At 35.6% G+C, this 15,950-nt stretch carries 16 protein-coding genes; 9 read left to right on the forward strand and 7 right to left on the reverse strand.

The genetic code is table 11. The features are described 5' to 3' along the window. Positions 1-455: 455 nt before the first annotated feature. The 3 genes from G508_RS0115485 to G508_RS0115495 form a co-directional block, all read right to left on the reverse strand. The gene (locus tag G508_RS0115485; protein WP_026706161.1) at positions 456-812 is read right to left on the reverse strand and encodes a hypothetical protein; all 357 of its coding nucleotides are present in this window, start codon (positions 810-812) and stop codon (positions 456-458) included. Positions 813-925: 113 nt separating this feature from the next. Next, positions 926-1,123, reverse strand: a complete 198-nt coding sequence (locus G508_RS19880) for a YqaE/Pmp3 family membrane protein (RefSeq protein ID WP_026706162.1) — start codon at positions 1,121-1,123, stop codon at positions 926-928. A 29-nt stretch (positions 1,124-1,152) separates the two neighbouring features. Beyond that, positions 1,153-2,586 carry a hypothetical protein gene (locus G508_RS0115495; protein ID WP_026706163.1) on the reverse strand — a complete coding sequence of 478 codons (1,434 nt, stop codon included), beginning with the start codon at positions 2,584-2,586 and terminating at the stop codon, positions 1,153-1,155. An 812-nt stretch (positions 2,587-3,398) separates the two neighbouring features. On the opposite strand from G508_RS0115495, the gene G508_RS0115500 reads away from it, so the two are divergent. The 3 genes from G508_RS0115500 (at position 3,399) to G508_RS0115510 (ending at position 5,530) form a co-directional block, all read left to right on the forward strand. Continuing rightward, on the forward strand, positions 3,399-4,298 hold the full coding sequence (locus tag G508_RS0115500; protein WP_026706164.1) for a carboxypeptidase-like regulatory domain-containing protein: 900 nt from the start codon (positions 3,399-3,401) through the stop codon (positions 4,296-4,298). A 331-nt stretch (positions 4,299-4,629) separates the two neighbouring features. Further along, positions 4,630-5,112, forward strand: coding sequence for a GNAT family N-acetyltransferase (locus G508_RS0115505; RefSeq protein ID WP_026706165.1), 483 nt, complete (start codon positions 4,630-4,632; stop codon positions 5,110-5,112). Between the two features lie 64 nt (positions 5,113-5,176). Beyond that, positions 5,177-5,530 carry a bleomycin resistance protein gene (locus G508_RS0115510; protein ID WP_026706166.1) on the forward strand — a complete coding sequence of 118 codons (354 nt, stop codon included), beginning with the start codon at positions 5,177-5,179 and terminating at the stop codon, positions 5,528-5,530. A gap of 40 nt (positions 5,531-5,570) precedes the next feature. On the opposite strand, the gene G508_RS0115515 is transcribed toward G508_RS0115510, so the two are convergent. Further along, the gene (locus G508_RS0115515) at positions 5,571-6,563 is read right to left on the reverse strand and encodes an App1 family protein (RefSeq protein WP_035695012.1); all 993 of its coding nucleotides are present in this window, start codon (positions 6,561-6,563) and stop codon (positions 5,571-5,573) included. A gap of 58 nt (positions 6,564-6,621) precedes the next feature. Between G508_RS0115515 and G508_RS0115520 the strand changes: the two genes are divergently transcribed. Beyond that, entirely contained in the window at positions 6,622-7,491 is an 870-nt protein-coding gene (locus tag G508_RS0115520) for a diacylglycerol/lipid kinase family protein (protein WP_026706168.1), read from the forward strand. Between the two features lie 75 nt (positions 7,492-7,566). Here G508_RS0115520 and G508_RS0115525 read toward each other — a convergent pair whose 3' ends face one another. After that, positions 7,567-8,007, reverse strand: a complete 441-nt coding sequence (locus tag G508_RS0115525; RefSeq protein ID WP_026706169.1) for a hypothetical protein — start codon at positions 8,005-8,007, stop codon at positions 7,567-7,569. Positions 8,008-8,240: 233 nt separating this feature from the next. Between G508_RS0115525 and G508_RS0115530 the strand changes: the two genes are divergently transcribed. Further along, entirely contained in the window at positions 8,241-9,887 is a 1,647-nt protein-coding gene (locus G508_RS0115530; RefSeq protein WP_026706170.1) for a tetratricopeptide repeat protein, read from the forward strand. 20 nt (positions 9,888-9,907) lie between these two features. Here G508_RS0115530 and G508_RS0115535 read toward each other — a convergent pair whose 3' ends face one another. Both G508_RS0115535 and G508_RS0115540 read right to left on the reverse strand, forming a co-directional pair. Further along, on the reverse strand, positions 9,908-10,474 hold the full coding sequence (locus G508_RS0115535) for a hypothetical protein (RefSeq protein WP_035695013.1): 567 nt from the start codon (positions 10,472-10,474) through the stop codon (positions 9,908-9,910). 2 nt (positions 10,475-10,476) lie between these two features. Beyond that, positions 10,477-11,232: a DUF3667 domain-containing protein gene (locus G508_RS0115540; RefSeq protein ID WP_026706172.1), complete on the reverse strand. Its 756-nt coding sequence runs from the start codon at positions 11,230-11,232 to the stop codon at positions 10,477-10,479. 590 nt (positions 11,233-11,822) lie between these two features. On the opposite strand from G508_RS0115540, the gene G508_RS0115555 reads away from it, so the two are divergent. The 4 genes from G508_RS0115555 (at position 11,823) to G508_RS19175 (ending at position 15,870) form a co-directional block, all read left to right on the forward strand. Then, positions 11,823-12,233 (forward strand): helix-turn-helix domain-containing protein, encoded by a 411-nt coding sequence (locus G508_RS0115555; protein WP_026706173.1) that lies wholly within the window; start codon positions 11,823-11,825, stop codon positions 12,231-12,233. A gap of 303 nt (positions 12,234-12,536) precedes the next feature. After that, positions 12,537-13,403 (forward strand): ABC transporter permease, encoded by an 867-nt coding sequence (locus G508_RS0115560; RefSeq protein ID WP_026706174.1) that lies wholly within the window; start codon positions 12,537-12,539, stop codon positions 13,401-13,403. 74 nt (positions 13,404-13,477) lie between these two features. Further along, positions 13,478-14,749: an ABC transporter ATP-binding protein gene (locus G508_RS0115565; protein WP_026706175.1), complete on the forward strand. Its 1,272-nt coding sequence runs from the start codon at positions 13,478-13,480 to the stop codon at positions 14,747-14,749. Between the two features lie 182 nt (positions 14,750-14,931). Beyond that, positions 14,932-15,870 (forward strand): polysaccharide pyruvyl transferase family protein, encoded by a 939-nt coding sequence (locus tag G508_RS19175; RefSeq protein ID WP_051197700.1) that lies wholly within the window; start codon positions 14,932-14,934, stop codon positions 15,868-15,870. Positions 15,871-15,950: the final 80 nt, after the last annotated feature.

Here is a 15,950-nt window from a genome sequence, read left to right on the forward strand (position 1 = left end):
TTTAGCGTAATTAACAGACAAACTCCATATGTAAATACATATAAATTTGCCTGTTAATTTTTAATATTTTATTTGTTTTTTATCATAGAATGCGCTAGCGGGGGAGGTAGAGGGGATATACTTTGGCGAAAGCCATTTTAAATATTCGGGTGTTTTCCATTATATTCTTAATTTAACAATTTGAAGATTGTGGTCTTGTGTGTCAAATAGTATTAAATTTCAATCGGTCAATAACTACTACAATAAATCTATACAATTCAATTTAAATATAATAGTATTTGCTTTATAATGTTTTCATATACCATTGTTAAAAAGTGAATATAAGTGTAAAAGACAAATGTAGTAGGAATATTTAAGTAACATTAATCGAAGGAAAATAAAAAGCGACAAATAAATTAATATTTGCCGCTTTTAGCATTATAACTTAAAATACTTAAACTAACAAATACTTAAAATCATGGACACAAACCAGGAATACTTGCCATTGCAATTATAGCATAGTTCCCGCCAGAAAGTGTTGAAAATGTTACAACTGATCCATTATTAGGAACATTCCATACACGACCTCCCGATCCAATTAACACACCATCAACATGCATGTAAACTGTAGATGGAATCAAAGGCTGATCATCAGTCTTTGTTATCCTAACCCTGATGTGTGTTGGCGAATAATTACAATCCATAGCTTCCACCATATACTGATCGGTAAAAGCAGTATTCTCTTTTTCAATAACCTGCTTTGTAGGTTGGTCAGCAGGACTTGTAAAAGCTAAAAACAAAAAAGGAACTGAAAACAAAAATAATTTTCTCATAATAAATAATTTTAAAAATTTAGGTGAAGCTAAAATACTACAACAGTATGAGAATTGCATATTTTTATTGTTAAAATTCTAAAGCAATACTATTATTATGTAAATACATTCTTTCACTTCCGTCTCAGTTCCCTAATCAATTCCCTGTTTCTACGTTCGGCACGAGCGTTTTGCAAAGAAAGAACCGCCCATATTGCAGCCGGAATCCATCCTATTAGCGTAATCTGCAGGATCAAACATAGAATTCCAGTCAGGATTCTGCCTCTAAGCATGAAGGAAAGGAATGGAAAGAAGATTGCAATTAGTGTCATCCTTGTTGTTTTAGTATATTAAATTCATTTTAATCCTTAAATAAAGTAACTTTATAGTAATTGTTGTTGTCGGATTCTAATAGCCATAAACCTTTTGAAGATATAAAACTATCAAAAATAACATCTTTTTTAGCTGTTACTTTATCTACATAATTTTTAACTTTTTCATTCAAGTGATAGGCCATTACAGTTATGTCACAACCATACTTGTTTTTACCGAGTTTGTTATTTTCAAAAATAGATGCATGTGACAAGGTCATGAAACCACCTCTAACATCCGATTCACTGACTTTATATACTTGCTTCTCAACTGCTCCATTTTCTTTATCCAATAAAAAATAATGATTGTAATGATCACCGCCCATCCCTCCATGGATTGTAAAATACAACGTTTTTTCATCCATGTAATTATTGGTAAATAATTCTACACTACTCCAAGTTTGTCTTTTATTATTTAACCCTTTTTTGTCTACAATTTCAAATTGTTTTTCCCAAATTTTTTCTCCTTCGTTACTATATCGAATCATATAAAAACCAGAAGGAAATTCATCAACATACAAACCATAGATGTAAATATCTTTCGTGATTGGGTCAATAAAATGCTCATTTATTCCTAAATCTAGCATAGGTCCAAATTGTCCAAACTCGCTTGATTTACTTATAGATTTATTTGGTTGCACAGAAATGGAGGTTTCTCCTTCTCGGGTAGTACATCTTACGAGTTGTCCTTTTGGAAGTTTATAGTCATATTTATAGTCATGAAGTATATTTCCTTCTAAATCATATATCGTTCGATACATAGTACTGCTAGTTAGATCTTTGCTAACACTCTTAGTGACAAGTTCAAAACTGTTGTTGTCAACCAAATTAGCATAGCACCCAATATCTTTAACCTTCAATAAATGCTCTCCTTTTAGACGTTGAACATTAGGCTTTTTTAGAGAGATTTTTTTTGATGTTTTCTTGGTAAAGTCAGTTTTATGTAGATAAAAACCGTCTTTGTCAAATTCAAATCCTGTTTTTCCACTAGCATCAAGAATTTTTAGCTGATATTGATCAGTAAATAAATGCCTATACAAATAAAAACCGCCAAAAAAGTTCTGCATTTCTCCAAAGTCATGTTTTTTAGAATTAGTATAATAGGTAATAACTCTTGGGCCTATTTTCTTTTTTAAATAGATAGTCAAAAAATCCACTCCATTTTCTGATAGTTCAAGGGAACTGAAGTTTTCTCCATCAACAATCATTTCTTTATTTCCATTCTCATCAAGCATAAAAGCTTTATTGAAAATACCTCCACCTATACTTTTTTCAAAAGCTTCACTGATAATAATTTTATTCATTTGGTGTGAATAATTATATGTGAATTTAGGTTTTTCTTTACTTAATGTTTCTTCAATAATAGTAGTTTGGGCACTCAATCCAAAGCTTGATAAAAAAAGTATTGATAAGATTTTTTTCATATTCTATGTCTTTAATTTAATGTGTTTTATTTGTTCTATTTCTCTTTTCTAGCGCCAGAATCATGTTCGTACCCACAAAGAATATACTCCTTCTATTCCCCAAACATATAAAAAATAACCCATTAAAAAATAAGGAAAACCGTGAACTCTCAAAATAATTACAAAAAAAACATAAAATCTATAATCTATAATACAACTACAATAATTAGCTTTTTTGAATGTCTCATTATGCAACCTGCATTTTTTAGTAGAAGTTATTAAACCCATTTATCCCAAAGCAATAATGGTTTCAGTCCAAAACAAACCCATTTAATCCATAATCAAACTCATTTGGTTCATAATGAAAACCATTTAACCCATACTACAAATCATTTCATCCGCAATCAATATCCAATCGTTCAAAAACAGATTCCATTTGGTTATTATAAAAGCCACTATTTTTTTTATAAATATTGATAAGTATATCGATAACGTCAATTCGTCTGTCATTAGAGTCGATTCGTTCAGCATGAGAGCCTATTCGTTCGGCATCAATGTGAATAAGCTCGTCATTAAGGCGAGAAAGTTTAACATGAGTCCTTATAAGTTAGAGTTAAATATTGATATGTTTTGAAACAATTGGAGTATGTTCAGTGATTTTATTTATAAGTACCTGTTTAATGCTATTGTTTCTATAAAAATGTTTTATAATATCATAATAATGTAAAAATAAATAATTAAATAAAAAATAATCAAAAAATTGTTTGTTTAATTAGTGTAATCTATTTAATTTGATGAAAAAATTAGCACAAAACAATTAAAACAAAATCGCTATGAACAAATTACAGGAACGAAAAGCAAGTATGCACATTGTGGTAGATAAGGGACTAGATGAAACCCCAGAAAAGATTATCGAGAAAATCCCGAAATTCAAATTCTATCATCAATCCCTTAAAGAGTGTATCGAAGAAATTGAAGATTTCCGTAAAAAACAGGAACGCAATAACACAGGTACAGCCCAGCTTAAAAACACACTAAAAGAAAAACTAGTAAACTCGTCGTTAAAAATGGGAAGGAAAATAACAGCCTTTGCAATTGATGAGGAACTTCAAGAATTACAGCAAATGGTGAACTATTCCAAAACAAAGCTTTCCGAAAGTGCTGATACAATCCTCATCGACAGGTGCAAAATCATTCACGATGCCAGCTTCACCAACTTTGAAGGTTTGGTGCCCTACGGTGTTACGGAGGTTATGATTAAAAACCTAAACATCGATATCGAAAACTTCAAGAAAATAATGCCTGAACCAAGGCTAAAAATAACCACTAAAAAAGATGCTACTGACGAGCTAGGGATGCTCTTTAAAGACACCGGAAAGCTCCTTAAAAAGATGGACAAGGTATTCGAGATGATCCGTGATGAACACCATGATTTTTACCGTAACTATAAAAATAACCGAATTCTAATCAATCCGGGTGCACATCCAGCTTCTGTAATAGGAACTGTGAAGAATGTGGCAAAGGAGGCAATGGCAAACGTAGTAATTCGTGAACCACAAACAGGATTGGAAATCACAACAGGTCCAAGAGGAATGTTTAGAATCAAGAAAATGAAACCGGGCAACTACGAAATGCTCTTTACAAAGAATGGCTTTAAAGAGGAACTTGTGAAAATTGCCATCAATGACAAGGAAATAACAGAAGTGCATGTAATCATGCAACCGATGGAATAGAAAAAGCAAGATATTTGTGAAGTTACCCGACATAGTAACTGATTGCTTTGATATTCAAAACAGTTTTTCAAATTTACATTCCATGTCCATAAACAAAAACCGTAAGCCAACTTACGGTTTTTTGTTTATATTAGCTTTGTGAATGGGTAGTGAAGTAGTGAAGAGAAAATCTTTAGTAATGGTGACCAGTTTGCAGGAAGTAAGCCATCAGCTATTGAAAATTTCCTCAACAATTTTAAATAGTATATAAATTGAATTTTTACTACTTGGAACGTTCCACTCGTAATGAGGTTAATTCCTTCAGATTATAAGCATTGCCCTGCAAACAACTATGAACAATAAAATTGAAATAATAGATTTTACCGATGCCCATAAAGAAGCAATCAAAGTGCTCAATTATGAATGGCTGAAGAAGTATTTTCGGGTGGAAGAAGGTGATGAGAAATCGCTTTCGAACCCAAAAGAATATATAATTGACAAGGGTGGCTTTATTTTTTATGCTCTGCTAGAAAGTGAAATTGTGGGAACAGCTTCACTCCTCAAGAAAAGCGATGGCATTTTCGAACTAGGAAAGATGGCGGTATCAGAGAAAGCCCGCGGACATGGAATTGGCACGATCCTACTGGAGCATTGCTTGAAAGTGGCAAAGCAAAAACAAATTGAGCGACTCGTTTTGTATTCGAACACACAGTTACTCTCGGCACTTCACCTGTATCGCAAATATGGTTTCAGGGAAATAGAACTGGAAAAGGGACTTTATGAAAGGGCGGATATTAAAATGGAGAAGGTGATGGGGGAAGTTTCTAACGGATGATGCGATTTATAAATTAAACTGAGGTTGATAAATCTTTTACATTATAACAAATACCACGTATACTATGCTAACAGCAATACACCCAAAGCTGCCAATGCGCGACAAGGCAGTTACACAAGACTATTATATAAACAAATTAGGGTTTAGTCGTGTTGGTGATCAAGACTTTGACGGTTACTTAATGTTGCAGAAAGACACTATTGAGATCCATTTCTTTGAGTTTGTAACTCTGTATCCAAAGGAAAACTATGGACAAGTTTATATTAGAACCAACGATATTGATGCCCTATATCAAACACTGTTGGACAACAAAGTACCTATACATCCCAATGGACATTTGGCAACAAAACCTTGGGGACAAAGGGAGTTCTCATTGCTAGATCCCGACCATAACTTGTTGACATTTGGGGCGAGCTAGAACGGATATTTATTTATGCTTGACATATTTTTAAAACTCGTTAAGAAAGTGTTGAACTGTCTTCATGTTTTATAAGTCCGATTCTCTTAGAATGTTCAATGGCTTCGCTGCTGTCGCGGAAATAGCATACTTGAACCCCCAGGCTTTCCATGTTTTTCATGGCTTCTTCTGTTTTTTGCTTTTTATGGTTTCCCGTCTGGCGGATGTAAACCGCTCGAACTGTTATGGGGAAAATCTTGCAGATGTTTTCATAGAGATAAGGGTCTTCCTGTGAGTCATCACCTAGAAGCGTGTATTGCAAGTTGGGATAGAATTCCAAGATATGTTTAATCTTTTCGAACTTATGGTTGTGGTCGCCACGTCCTGTGAAAAAGAAGTCGGTCAAACTGGTCTTGATGTCTTTTAGCAACATGACGGCACGTGGAAGTTGGTGCAACTCGGTGAACTGAACGATAAAACGGTAGAGGTTCCATTCGCTGCTGGAAACATAGAAGAAGGCATTTTGCTCGTCTTTTTTGTTTCGCCCAGCAGTACTCAAGGCTTGATAATGAGGAACGACTCCGTCAAATATCTTCCGGTCGTTGACATTTCGGAACAATAAGATATACATTTTCTTAAAGATATTCCGAGTATGTGATACTAGAAAAGTGTCATCGATATCCGATATAAACCCCAGATTTCCGTCATGCGGACGAACATAGCTTCCCTTGATGCTAATTTCTTCGCCTTCATGAAAGATGCTAACCCGATAGTCCATCCATCCATAGCCCAATATTTCCTGAATGGGGATGCAGAACTTGAAATAGCCATCATCGAGGGTTTTAGTATGTATCTTGATGCCTTGTCGTTCGAGATAAACGTCGGCATTGGCTTGGGTCTTGATACGAAACATTCGGATGACCGACTTGGCATTCTTAAATTTCCTCTTCTGGAAATCATAGTCTTCCTTGGTTGTAGGCTTGAAAACGTGACCCATAACGATGAGCTCCTGCTCGTTTGCATATCCGCGGTACAACTTTAAAATAGGCCTCATTTTTAATATTTTTTATACTACAAATTAGCTAAATTTACTCAATAAAAGAAATAAAGTTGTGAAAAAGAATATCTTGATGGTAGTGAACCCCATTTCGGGTGATATAGATAAAGCCGAATTGATCGACACAGCAAAGCTTTATGTAGAAAAGGAAGGTATGGATCTTTTTGTATATGAAACTACCGGACAAAACGATGGTGTCAAGATTAAAAAGGCTGTCGAGAAGCACGCTCCTTATCGAGTGTTGATTGCAGGTGGTGATGGCACAATCAAAATGGTGGCCGATGCCTTGCAGGATATTGATGTAGTGATGGGAATCTTGCCAGCGGGTTCGGCTAACGGATTGTCTGTAGATTTAAACCTGCCTTCTACTCTGGAGGAGAATCTCGCGATCGCCTTGCATCATAATTATATGGAGATGGACATGGTGGCGATCAACAATATGAAGAGCCTTCATTTGAGCGACCTCGGACTGAATGCTCAATTGGTGAAAAACTATGAAAATGGTTCTACACGTGGCATGATGGGATATGCCCTGCAAGCGATTACTACTTTGAGCGAACAAGAAGAACCTTTTGCCGCTACTATTATAGCTAATAATACTACGGTTGAAACGGTTGCCCGAATGATTGTGATTGCGAATTCACAGAAATATGGAACAGGAGTGACCATCAATCCCAATGGGAAGATGAACGACGGGAAGTTTGAGATTGTGATCCTGAAAAACTTGGATCTTATTGTTTTTGCCAAAATCATTTCGGGTAATATCCCGGTAGATTCAGAAGATGTGGAGATTATTTCTACAGATAAGGCAACAATTACGACAGGTTTTCCAGTTAGCTTTCAGATTGATGGAGAATATATTGGTACCGAGACTAAATTAGATATTCATATTTTGCATAAGCAGATGAAGGTAGCGATACCTTAGATTCGTTTTTAAAAATATAGACACAAATTGCACCAATTTTCACTAATTTATTTTAGGAAAATTGGTGCTTTCTACTTACTCCTTATTCAATCCAGTAAAGGGTCTGTATTCTTTTCCTAGTGGAACCATGCATTTCACATCCCTGTCCATATACCATTCTAGGCAATATCCATTGGGATCCACTTCGTGTTGTTCGAGTAGCAAGTCGAAGGCACGTTTGATTCCGTCCAGGTTTTCGGCATAGTTGGCGATAAAGAAGCTATTGTAAGGACCGTTTTTGATGGTGAAGGTTTCTAGATTTGAAAGTTCTGGACCATCGGTTTCCATGATATCGGCAGCAGCCTTGTAGATGATCGAACCGTCTTCGGCTTGCCATGAAACGCCATAATAGTTTCGGCGGTCATTTTGTGGCAACAAGGCATGCAATTGTTCATGTGCTGCTTGAATACCTTCGGGAAAACTGGTTGCAGTGACACAATAGGTCTGCACGTCATGCTGAAATGTAAAACTTTCCATTGGATTTTGATTTTGATTTACTCAAATTTAGTCAAATTTAAAGCGAGGAGTTATTAAAATTAAACTAAAATTGTATAGAAATTATAAAGTTGTTAGAAATATAATGCTTTCGGAAAAATTATAAGTTTAAAAACTGTTTTTACTCTCAACAATGATTAAATTCGCTACATAAAAATATTTTTTAATACGATACTCAAATTTGCAAACATTCGAAGTATAATAAGTAACATCAAATGACTGTAAAGCCCCAATCTTTTCCTTTATTTGTAATGCTGTTCCTTTTGTTAGGAACAAATGCATTAATCGCTCAAACTAAGAAATACTGCGATTCTATAATTGAGGTTGGAATTGATGCACTCTTCAAGCGGGATCACGTCAAATCGATTGAACTACTAACGGAAGCCCGAAGCCTTGCCGAACGAAACAATTGGCACGAACAATCTTTTCAGGCGATACACCATACAGGTTGGAATTATTATGTCATGCTCGACTATGGAGAGGCATTGGATTATTATCTGAAAGGGTATGAAATTGCGATTAAGCATTTGGGCTCGGAACAGGAGTTGCTAGTTTTGGCAAATATTGCTATTATTTATGCCAAAGAAAAGAAGTATATCAAAGGGGAGGAATATTTAACCAAGGCTTATGATATTGCAAAGAAGATAAATGATTCTACCAAAGTGGGGTATTGTGCCATCAATCTTGGGAGTTTTTATAATGAAACCAACAAGCTTCAACGCGCCAGAAAGTATCTGGATGAGGCAGCTCGTTATTTGAAGAACAAGCCTGAGGTTCAGGTTTTGGTTAAAATAGTGCAACTCGATAACGACTTGCTGATGGGCCATACTTTAAAGGCGAGGACAGGTGCTTTGGCTTTGGTCGAGACGGTGAAGAAGGATAAGAACAACGAAAACTTGGTGCACCTCTACAAGATGATCGGCAAAACTTTTAAAGCTGAAAAGAATCCGGAACTTGCTTTGGAATGGACGAAAAAAGCCTTGGCTGCAAAGCCCGACAAGGAAGTGAGGATGGAGATTTTCGATTTGCTATCTGGGATTTATTTCGACCTGCAGTATTATAAAGAGGCATTGCAATATAAAGATTCTGTGACGGCTGTAACCAATGAACTCAATGAGATCAAAAACATACAGTTGTTTAAAACAGGAGAAGTAAAGTTTCAAATCCAGAACTTTCAGAAGGAAATTGCGGCAAAAGATGCCAAGATCTTGTATGAACGGAAGTTCTTTTATAGTATTTTGACTCTGGGTGTGATCATTATCATTTTCCTTTCGATTACGTTTTGGAACATGCGAATCAAGAACAAGCAACAGAAACTTATTGCCGAACGGAATCAGGAGATCATCCAGTTTAAGCTGCAAAAGGAGATGGATGACAATTTGCTTTCGAAGAAAAAGGAGGAGATTGCGGTTCTAGAACAGGAACGTTTGAAGAAGGAAATTGAATTAAAGAACCAGAAAATTTCGGCGGAAGCCTTATATGTATCAGGACGGAACCAATTACTTCAGGAGATATTGGAATCACTGACCAGTGTGCCTGAGTTGTCCAAGAATAAAGTGCTGATTGACCATGTGAAAGCTTTGCAAAATCATTTGAAAACCGATAATGATTGGGATGATTTTATTCGTCATTTTGAAGAAGTAAACCAAGGATTTCTAAAAAAGCTTAAAACATTGCATCCCGAACTAACTTCTAATGATATCCGATTTATTTCCTATCTCTGCATGAATCTTACGGTCAAGGAAATTTCGATGATGCTTAATATTACCTACGAGGCTTGTCGTAAACGAAAGGAACGTATCTCGGCAAAACTCGGTTTAACTGATGATATGTCGCTCAATGATTATCTCGCCAGTATGTAGCAAAGGGCTTCTGGCTGGGGTTATTTTGCTTTAGCTATTTTTTGCAGTATCTCTTTTGCAGCAGCATGATAAGCAGGAGAATGTGAAATAAAATCTTTTGGAAGAATTTCTTTTAATTCTGTGTAAATCCATTGGTGGAGTTTTCCAAATTCGAAAAGTGTTCTCATGGCATACACCTTAGAAGCTACTTTTGTATCATTTATGAGCCAATCGAAACAGGTTTCAATAATGTATTGAACTTGCTTTTCGGTTAAAAAATCTTGATTTCTTTTTCTTAATTTTAGATGATGTTTTCCCGTGAACATGCAGATTTTCGAGATAGATCGGATGGCACCATCATGGGAAAAAGAGGGAAGCATTTTGCAAAAATCTTCCAAATAGTTTGCAAGCCAATCGATTTTTTGTTCCAAAACCAGTTCTAGAGTCCAGCAAGCTTTATAGTGGTTTTTATCAGTAGGGTCGAGTGCTTTTTTTATTAATACTATATATAATTCAGGATTTTGTAGGACTTCTGTAGATAATTGGTCGCGTACAGGTCGATGGGCAGTGCTGTTTTCTAAAGCCTTTATAAAATCCTGTGTTACCATTTTTATAAAAGATGGGGATTTGTTAGTAACATTACTATTACTGTTACCAGAATTGCGATTGCCATAAAAACACAGAGTATGAAATAGCTCAATAGTGTTTTTAGGATGTTTTTTAGTCTGGATTGTGTTTCGAAGAATTGATTGTAGGTCCAGAGAGTTAGCAAGAAGTCAATAAACATGGTGACACTAATGACGGATAACATTTCGGGAGTCTTGTTAGTAGCATAGAGGAAAGGAAATAGCAGCAAGGATACCACTAATTTCTGGGCGGTGATAAAGGAATTCATTACAAAGTGTTCTACCAAATTATAACCTGTCTTGTAAAAAGCCCAATAGGAGGAGATGGAAACAAAGGGAAGCATTAGCATTGTAGCTAAGGCATAATGTGAAGCCATCCAGTTGTTTACAAGGTTGTTTATTGCCACAGTTTTACTATCTGCATCGGCTGTAAACTGATGTGGAGTTCCGATGTCAAAGTAGTGGTAAAGTAAGCCATATATGGAACCCAAGAGGAAAACCATAGCCACTGGCTTGAAATGACTGACTCTTTTACCGTAAATGAACTCCCTGATGGCTTCGCCAGGTCTAACAAATAATTCCCTGATGGTAAAGAAAAGTCCCTTGTCGAAATGAAAGACGCCATGCTGTATATCGTGCCACAGATAATGGAAGTTTATAGGATGTGTCTCTGCTGATTGTCCGCAATTGTTGCAGAAGTTTCCACTGAAATTTGTCTTACAGTTTTTGCAAGCTGTCATGTTTGATGGGTTAGGATGGTGTAAATTTATTAAAAAAAAGTTAATTAGCGGAGTTTGTCAGATGGTGGTAGTTGGGAAAATTCCTTTCATGTCAGGATAACTATATCATATTAGCACCTCATTTTCTAGTTTTATATCCGTATTTTACACTACTTTCAGGGAATCAAGGGCGTGATTTCACTTTCATTTTTGTGTTTTTTACCACTCTATCTTGCCTAAATGTTTACTACACTTCCCATACTCTATCTATACAGTAAACCTACTTTAGATGGGGAGTATCTCGGGAGAGTGACCCGTCCTGACCCGTGCTAAAATGATATACATAAATCCTTTGACCCGTCCTTCCCATGAAATACCTGCCCTAAAGCAAGTGCTTCTTGCGACAACCTTTTTTCTCTTCCTTATCTTAGTTGTTACCCATTCTTCCTGAGAGGCTTACTCTTTGGCATGCTTTGCCATGTTGTCAATAAAAAGGGTACCATATATTTTGAGGAGCATACCCGTATTTTACAAGATATTTTTTATCTTTGGAGTGAAGACTTTTCATCTGATTGGTCTTCTTTTGATGCTTTAGAACTACATAACAAATCATGGAACAAAAAATACATCAGGGAAGAAACGTGAAGCGTTTCAGGGAAATGCTAGGCATCAAGCAGGAGGCATTGGCCTTTGACTTGGGCAGCGATTGGAACCAGAAAAAAATTTCGATGCTTGAACAGCGCGATGTGATCGAGGAAGATATGCTTCGGCAGATTTCTGCGGCTTTGCATATTCCTGTCGAGGCGTTTCAGAATTTTGATGAGGAGCAGGCAGTAAATATTATTTCGAATACTTTTACAAGTAATGATACATCAACATTAAATGCAGTTAATCCAAACTGTACCTTTAATCCAATTGATAAAATTATCCAATTGTATGATGATAAAATTGCCCTCTATGAGCGTATGCTTAAAGAGAAAGATGAAATGATGGCCCGGTTGGAAAAGCTGATTGCGAAGTAGGAAACTCCGGTTTTTACTATCTCTACGAGGCTCAACTGGAAGGTTGCGCCTTTTTTAGTGCATATGAATTCACATCGCTATTGAAGATGTCTATTTTTTACCGCATTGTCCTTTGGTCACCTCCCTACTGCAGTGAGGGACTTTCCAATATTGGGTGAATTTGTAAAAAAGTTCTTTACTTTCCTCTTGTTTGGCTGTATTCACATGAAATAGCAATTTAATAAAGTATCAAAAAAGCTAAAATGTGGCATAAATTATTATATTTGAGGCTTTGTAAAATGTTAAGCTATAGAAGGTATACTAATGAAGAGTGGGAATAACGATCAGGATTGGCTATTTGAAATTAAGCCTAAAAACCAATTTTTCAGGCTTCATTTGAGGGAAGTCTGGCAATACAGGGATTTGCTTTTTCTTTTTGTGAGAAGGGATGTTGTTACGGTTTATAAGCAAACCATTTTGGGGCCTTTGTGGTATTTGATACAGCCGTTGTTTACTTCCGTAATCTTTACCATCATCTTTAATACTGTTGCTGGAATTTCTACTGGAAATGTTCCTCCATTTTTGTTCAATCTCGGGGGGATAATGGTTTGGAATTATTTTACCTCCTGCCTGAATGATACTTCTGATACTTTTAAGAAGAATGCTTCTATTTTTGGAAAAGTTTATTTTCCTAGATTGATCGTACCGCTGTCAATCGTGATTTCTAACCTTGTGAAATTTGGCATACAGTTTTTTATCTTTATTGCCTTTTATATTTTCTACGCCTTTCAGGGAATGGAAGTGAAATTAGGCACTGCCACGTTATTTTTTCCTTTACTGATTGTATTGATGGGGATACTCGGATTGGGATTAGGAATGATAATTTCTTCGATGGTGACAAAATATAGGGATCTTACTTTTCTAGTAGGATTTGGAGTGCAACTGCTGATGTATGTTTCGGCGGTTATGTATCCTATGGCGTTATTGAAAGAAAAATTGCCTCAATTTGGTTGGCTGATTGAATACAATCCTTTGGCTTATGTTATTGAAACTGCTCGATATATGTTGTTGCATGAAGGATTAATTTCGATTGGAGGTATGTTTTATACGGTTGGAGTAACGATTGCTTTGTTCTTTATAGGGTTATTGATTTTTAACAAGACGGAGAAGAGTTTTATTGATACGGTTTAGGAGGGGAAGTTGGTATATCGAAGATATAGAGTATTAAGTAGTTCAAGCAATTGCTTTTGTGTTAAAAAATAAAAATGAGTACAGACGATATCATATTAAAAGCTGAAAATATTTCCAAACAATACCGTTTAGGGACTGTTGGCACCGGGACGTTGAGCCACGATTTAAATCGTTGGTGGCATCGTATTCGTGGCAAGGAAGATCCTTATTTGAAAGTTGGCGAAACTAACGATCGGAGTACCAAAGGAACGAGTGATTATGTTTGGGCTTTGCAGGATATTAACTTTGAGGTAAAGCGTGGCGAAGTGCTGGGGATTATTGGGAAGAATGGTGCGGGAAAATCCACTTTGTTAAAGATATTATCTAAAGTGACGGCTCCCACGACAGGAACTATTAAATCCAGAGGAAGGATTGCCTCACTGTTAGAAGTTGGAACGGGTTTTAATCCTGAATTGACTGGACGAGAAAATATTTTTCTAAATGGAGCCATTCTAGGTATGACGAAGAAAGAGATTAGCTCCAAGCTTGATGAAATTATTGCCTTTAGCGGCTGTGAACGTTATATCGATACTCCCACAAAAAGATACAGTTCGGGAATGACCGTTCGATTGGCTTTTGCTGTTGCCGCCTTTCTTGAGCCTGAAATTTTGGTAGTAGATGAGGTTTTGGCTGTTGGTGATGCTGAATTTCAGAAGAAGGCAATTGGGAAGATGCAGGATATTTCGCGAGAAGGAGGGAGGACTGTGCTTTTTGTGAGTCATAATATGGCGGCTGTGCAAAGTTTGTGCACTCGGGGAATTGTACTTCAAAATGGCTCTATACAGTTTGAGGGAGCCACAGAAGAAGCAGTGCAGTTTTATTTAAAGGAAAATTCTACCGCGCTATCTTTTCAAGATATTAAAGATCGAAAAGGTAGTGGAGTTGTACGGTTGAATCATGTATCTGTTTTTGGAAATGCACGTGATGTTCTACCTCAAACAGGGAAGAAGTTTGTAATGGAGTTTGAATTTGACAATCCACAAAATATTGATAATAGTAAATTAAAATTTGATTTAGGAATAGACGATTATGCTGGACAAAGAATTGTCTGGTTGAGTACTACTGTTTTTAAGCAATCTTTGAAAGGAAGCGGAAAAATAATCCGATTTGAAATAGAAAAGCTGAATTTAAATAAAGGAACCTACTATGTGACAACACATTTGGTCGCAAATCAAGAACTGAGTGATTGGATACAAAATGCTTTTAGTTTTGATGTTGCAGAGGGTGATTATTATGGAACAGGGAAGCTAGTGTCGTCAGTTCAAAGTAAAGTCTTAATGGATTATAATGTTTTAATAAAGGATTAAAAGTAAAATCTAGAAAAAAAATACTATTGTCAAAAGTAGAAATCAATAAGGAGAATGCAGATGTTGTATGTTTCTGTTTTTATGAGTATAGAATATACAAAAATGAATGATTTAGTTTTAAAGATTTGACGGAAACTAATTTTCATAAAGATTGAATAATCAAGAGTAGTGGAATTGGACAGATGAAGAAATTATTAAAAACAGCGATTTTTTTTTTAAGAAACCAAACAGTTAGAGGTAAAGATTTTTGGTGTAAACTTTTACAATATAAATTAACATCAAAACCATTAATCTATTGGTATTCTAGAGTAGATTTTGAGAATGAAGCTTTAGAAAATTTTGGCGACATTGTTACTCCGTATATCGTAAAGAAACTAACAGGTTTATCACCTGTTTTATTTAGACCATCCGATAAACTTTCCAAATATTGTAAACATTATATCATGGTTGGTAGTATTATAGGTGATGCTAGAACAAAGTCAACCGTTTGGGGAAGTGGTATAATAAAGCAAGATCAATATATAAGAGGAGGTAATTTTTTAGCAGTAAGAGGACCTAGAACTGCACTGAGAATAAGAGAATTAGGATTTAAAGAACCAAATGTTTACGGAGATCCTGCATTGTTGTTGCCGCTTCTATACAAGCCCAATTCTAGTTCGAAACGTTACAAAATAGGGATTATACCTCATTATATTGACTATATAGAGGTCCAAAATCTTTTAAGTAGGTCAAGTTTTAATGATATGAAGGTAATCAATTTGCTTAATAACAATGTTGAAAATGTAATTGAGCAAATAATTCTTTGTGACAAGATTATATCTACCTCCTTACACGGTATTATAGTTGCAAATGCATATGAAATTCCAGCAATGTGGTGGAAGTTTTCTGATAAACTAAGTGGGGATGATATAAAATTTCATGATTACTTTGAGTCCGTCGAGAAGTTTGATCTTACACCCATATATGGTAAAAACATTGAAGATGTAATTTATTCAAGTGATTATTTTATTCCGAAAAAAGAGCTAGTACTGAAATTACAAAAGGGACTATTAGCCTCTTTTCCGATTAAAAATGCTACTTATAAAGAGAATATTTTAAAATACGAATCCCTTAGAATGTAATTATTATATAATTTTGGTTGTCATGATATGCAATGAAGACAGCAATAGAAGTCAACATATGTTTCTAATAATTTAATTGA

Source organism: Flavobacterium soli DSM 19725 (assembly GCF_000422705.1).
GTDB lineage: Bacteria > Bacteroidota > Bacteroidia > Flavobacteriales > Flavobacteriaceae > Flavobacterium > Flavobacterium soli.

What these genes read in the sequence shown, in the direction of transcription:
- G508_RS0115485 (WP_026706161.1), bottom strand. Translation starts at nt 812, where the DNA reads ATGAGAAAATTATTTTTGTTTTCAGTTCCTTTTTTGTTTTTAGCTTTT.
- G508_RS19880 (WP_026706162.1), bottom strand. Translation starts at nt 1,123, where the DNA reads ATGACACTAATTGCAATCTTCTTTCCATTCCTTTCCTTCATGCTTAGA.
- G508_RS0115495 (WP_026706163.1), bottom strand. Translation starts at nt 2,586, where the DNA reads ATGAAAAAAATCTTATCAATACTTTTTTTATCAAGCTTTGGATTGAGT.
- G508_RS0115500 (WP_026706164.1), top strand. Translation starts at nt 3,399, where the DNA reads ATGAACAAATTACAGGAACGAAAAGCAAGTATGCACATTGTGGTAGAT.
- G508_RS0115505 (WP_026706165.1), top strand. Translation starts at nt 4,630, where the DNA reads ATGAACAATAAAATTGAAATAATAGATTTTACCGATGCCCATAAAGAA.
- G508_RS0115510 (WP_026706166.1), top strand. Translation starts at nt 5,177, where the DNA reads ATGCTAACAGCAATACACCCAAAGCTGCCAATGCGCGACAAGGCAGTT.
- G508_RS0115515 (WP_035695012.1), bottom strand. Translation starts at nt 6,563, where the DNA reads ATGAGGCCTATTTTAAAGTTGTACCGCGGATATGCAAACGAGCAGGAG.
- G508_RS0115525 (WP_026706169.1), bottom strand. Translation starts at nt 8,007, where the DNA reads ATGGAAAGTTTTACATTTCAGCATGACGTGCAGACCTATTGTGTCACT.
- G508_RS0115530 (WP_026706170.1), top strand. Translation starts at nt 8,241, where the DNA reads ATGACTGTAAAGCCCCAATCTTTTCCTTTATTTGTAATGCTGTTCCTT.
- G508_RS0115535 (WP_035695013.1), bottom strand. Translation starts at nt 10,474, where the DNA reads ATGGTAACACAGGATTTTATAAAGGCTTTAGAAAACAGCACTGCCCAT.
- G508_RS0115540 (WP_026706172.1), bottom strand. Translation starts at nt 11,232, where the DNA reads ATGACAGCTTGCAAAAACTGTAAGACAAATTTCAGTGGAAACTTCTGC.
- G508_RS0115555 (WP_026706173.1), top strand. Translation starts at nt 11,823, where the DNA reads ATGGAACAAAAAATACATCAGGGAAGAAACGTGAAGCGTTTCAGGGAA.
- G508_RS0115560 (WP_026706174.1), top strand. Translation starts at nt 12,537, where the DNA reads ATGAAGAGTGGGAATAACGATCAGGATTGGCTATTTGAAATTAAGCCT.
- G508_RS0115565 (WP_026706175.1), top strand. Translation starts at nt 13,478, where the DNA reads ATGAGTACAGACGATATCATATTAAAAGCTGAAAATATTTCCAAACAA.
- G508_RS19175 (WP_051197700.1), top strand. Translation starts at nt 14,932, where the DNA reads ATGAAGAAATTATTAAAAACAGCGATTTTTTTTTTAAGAAACCAAACA.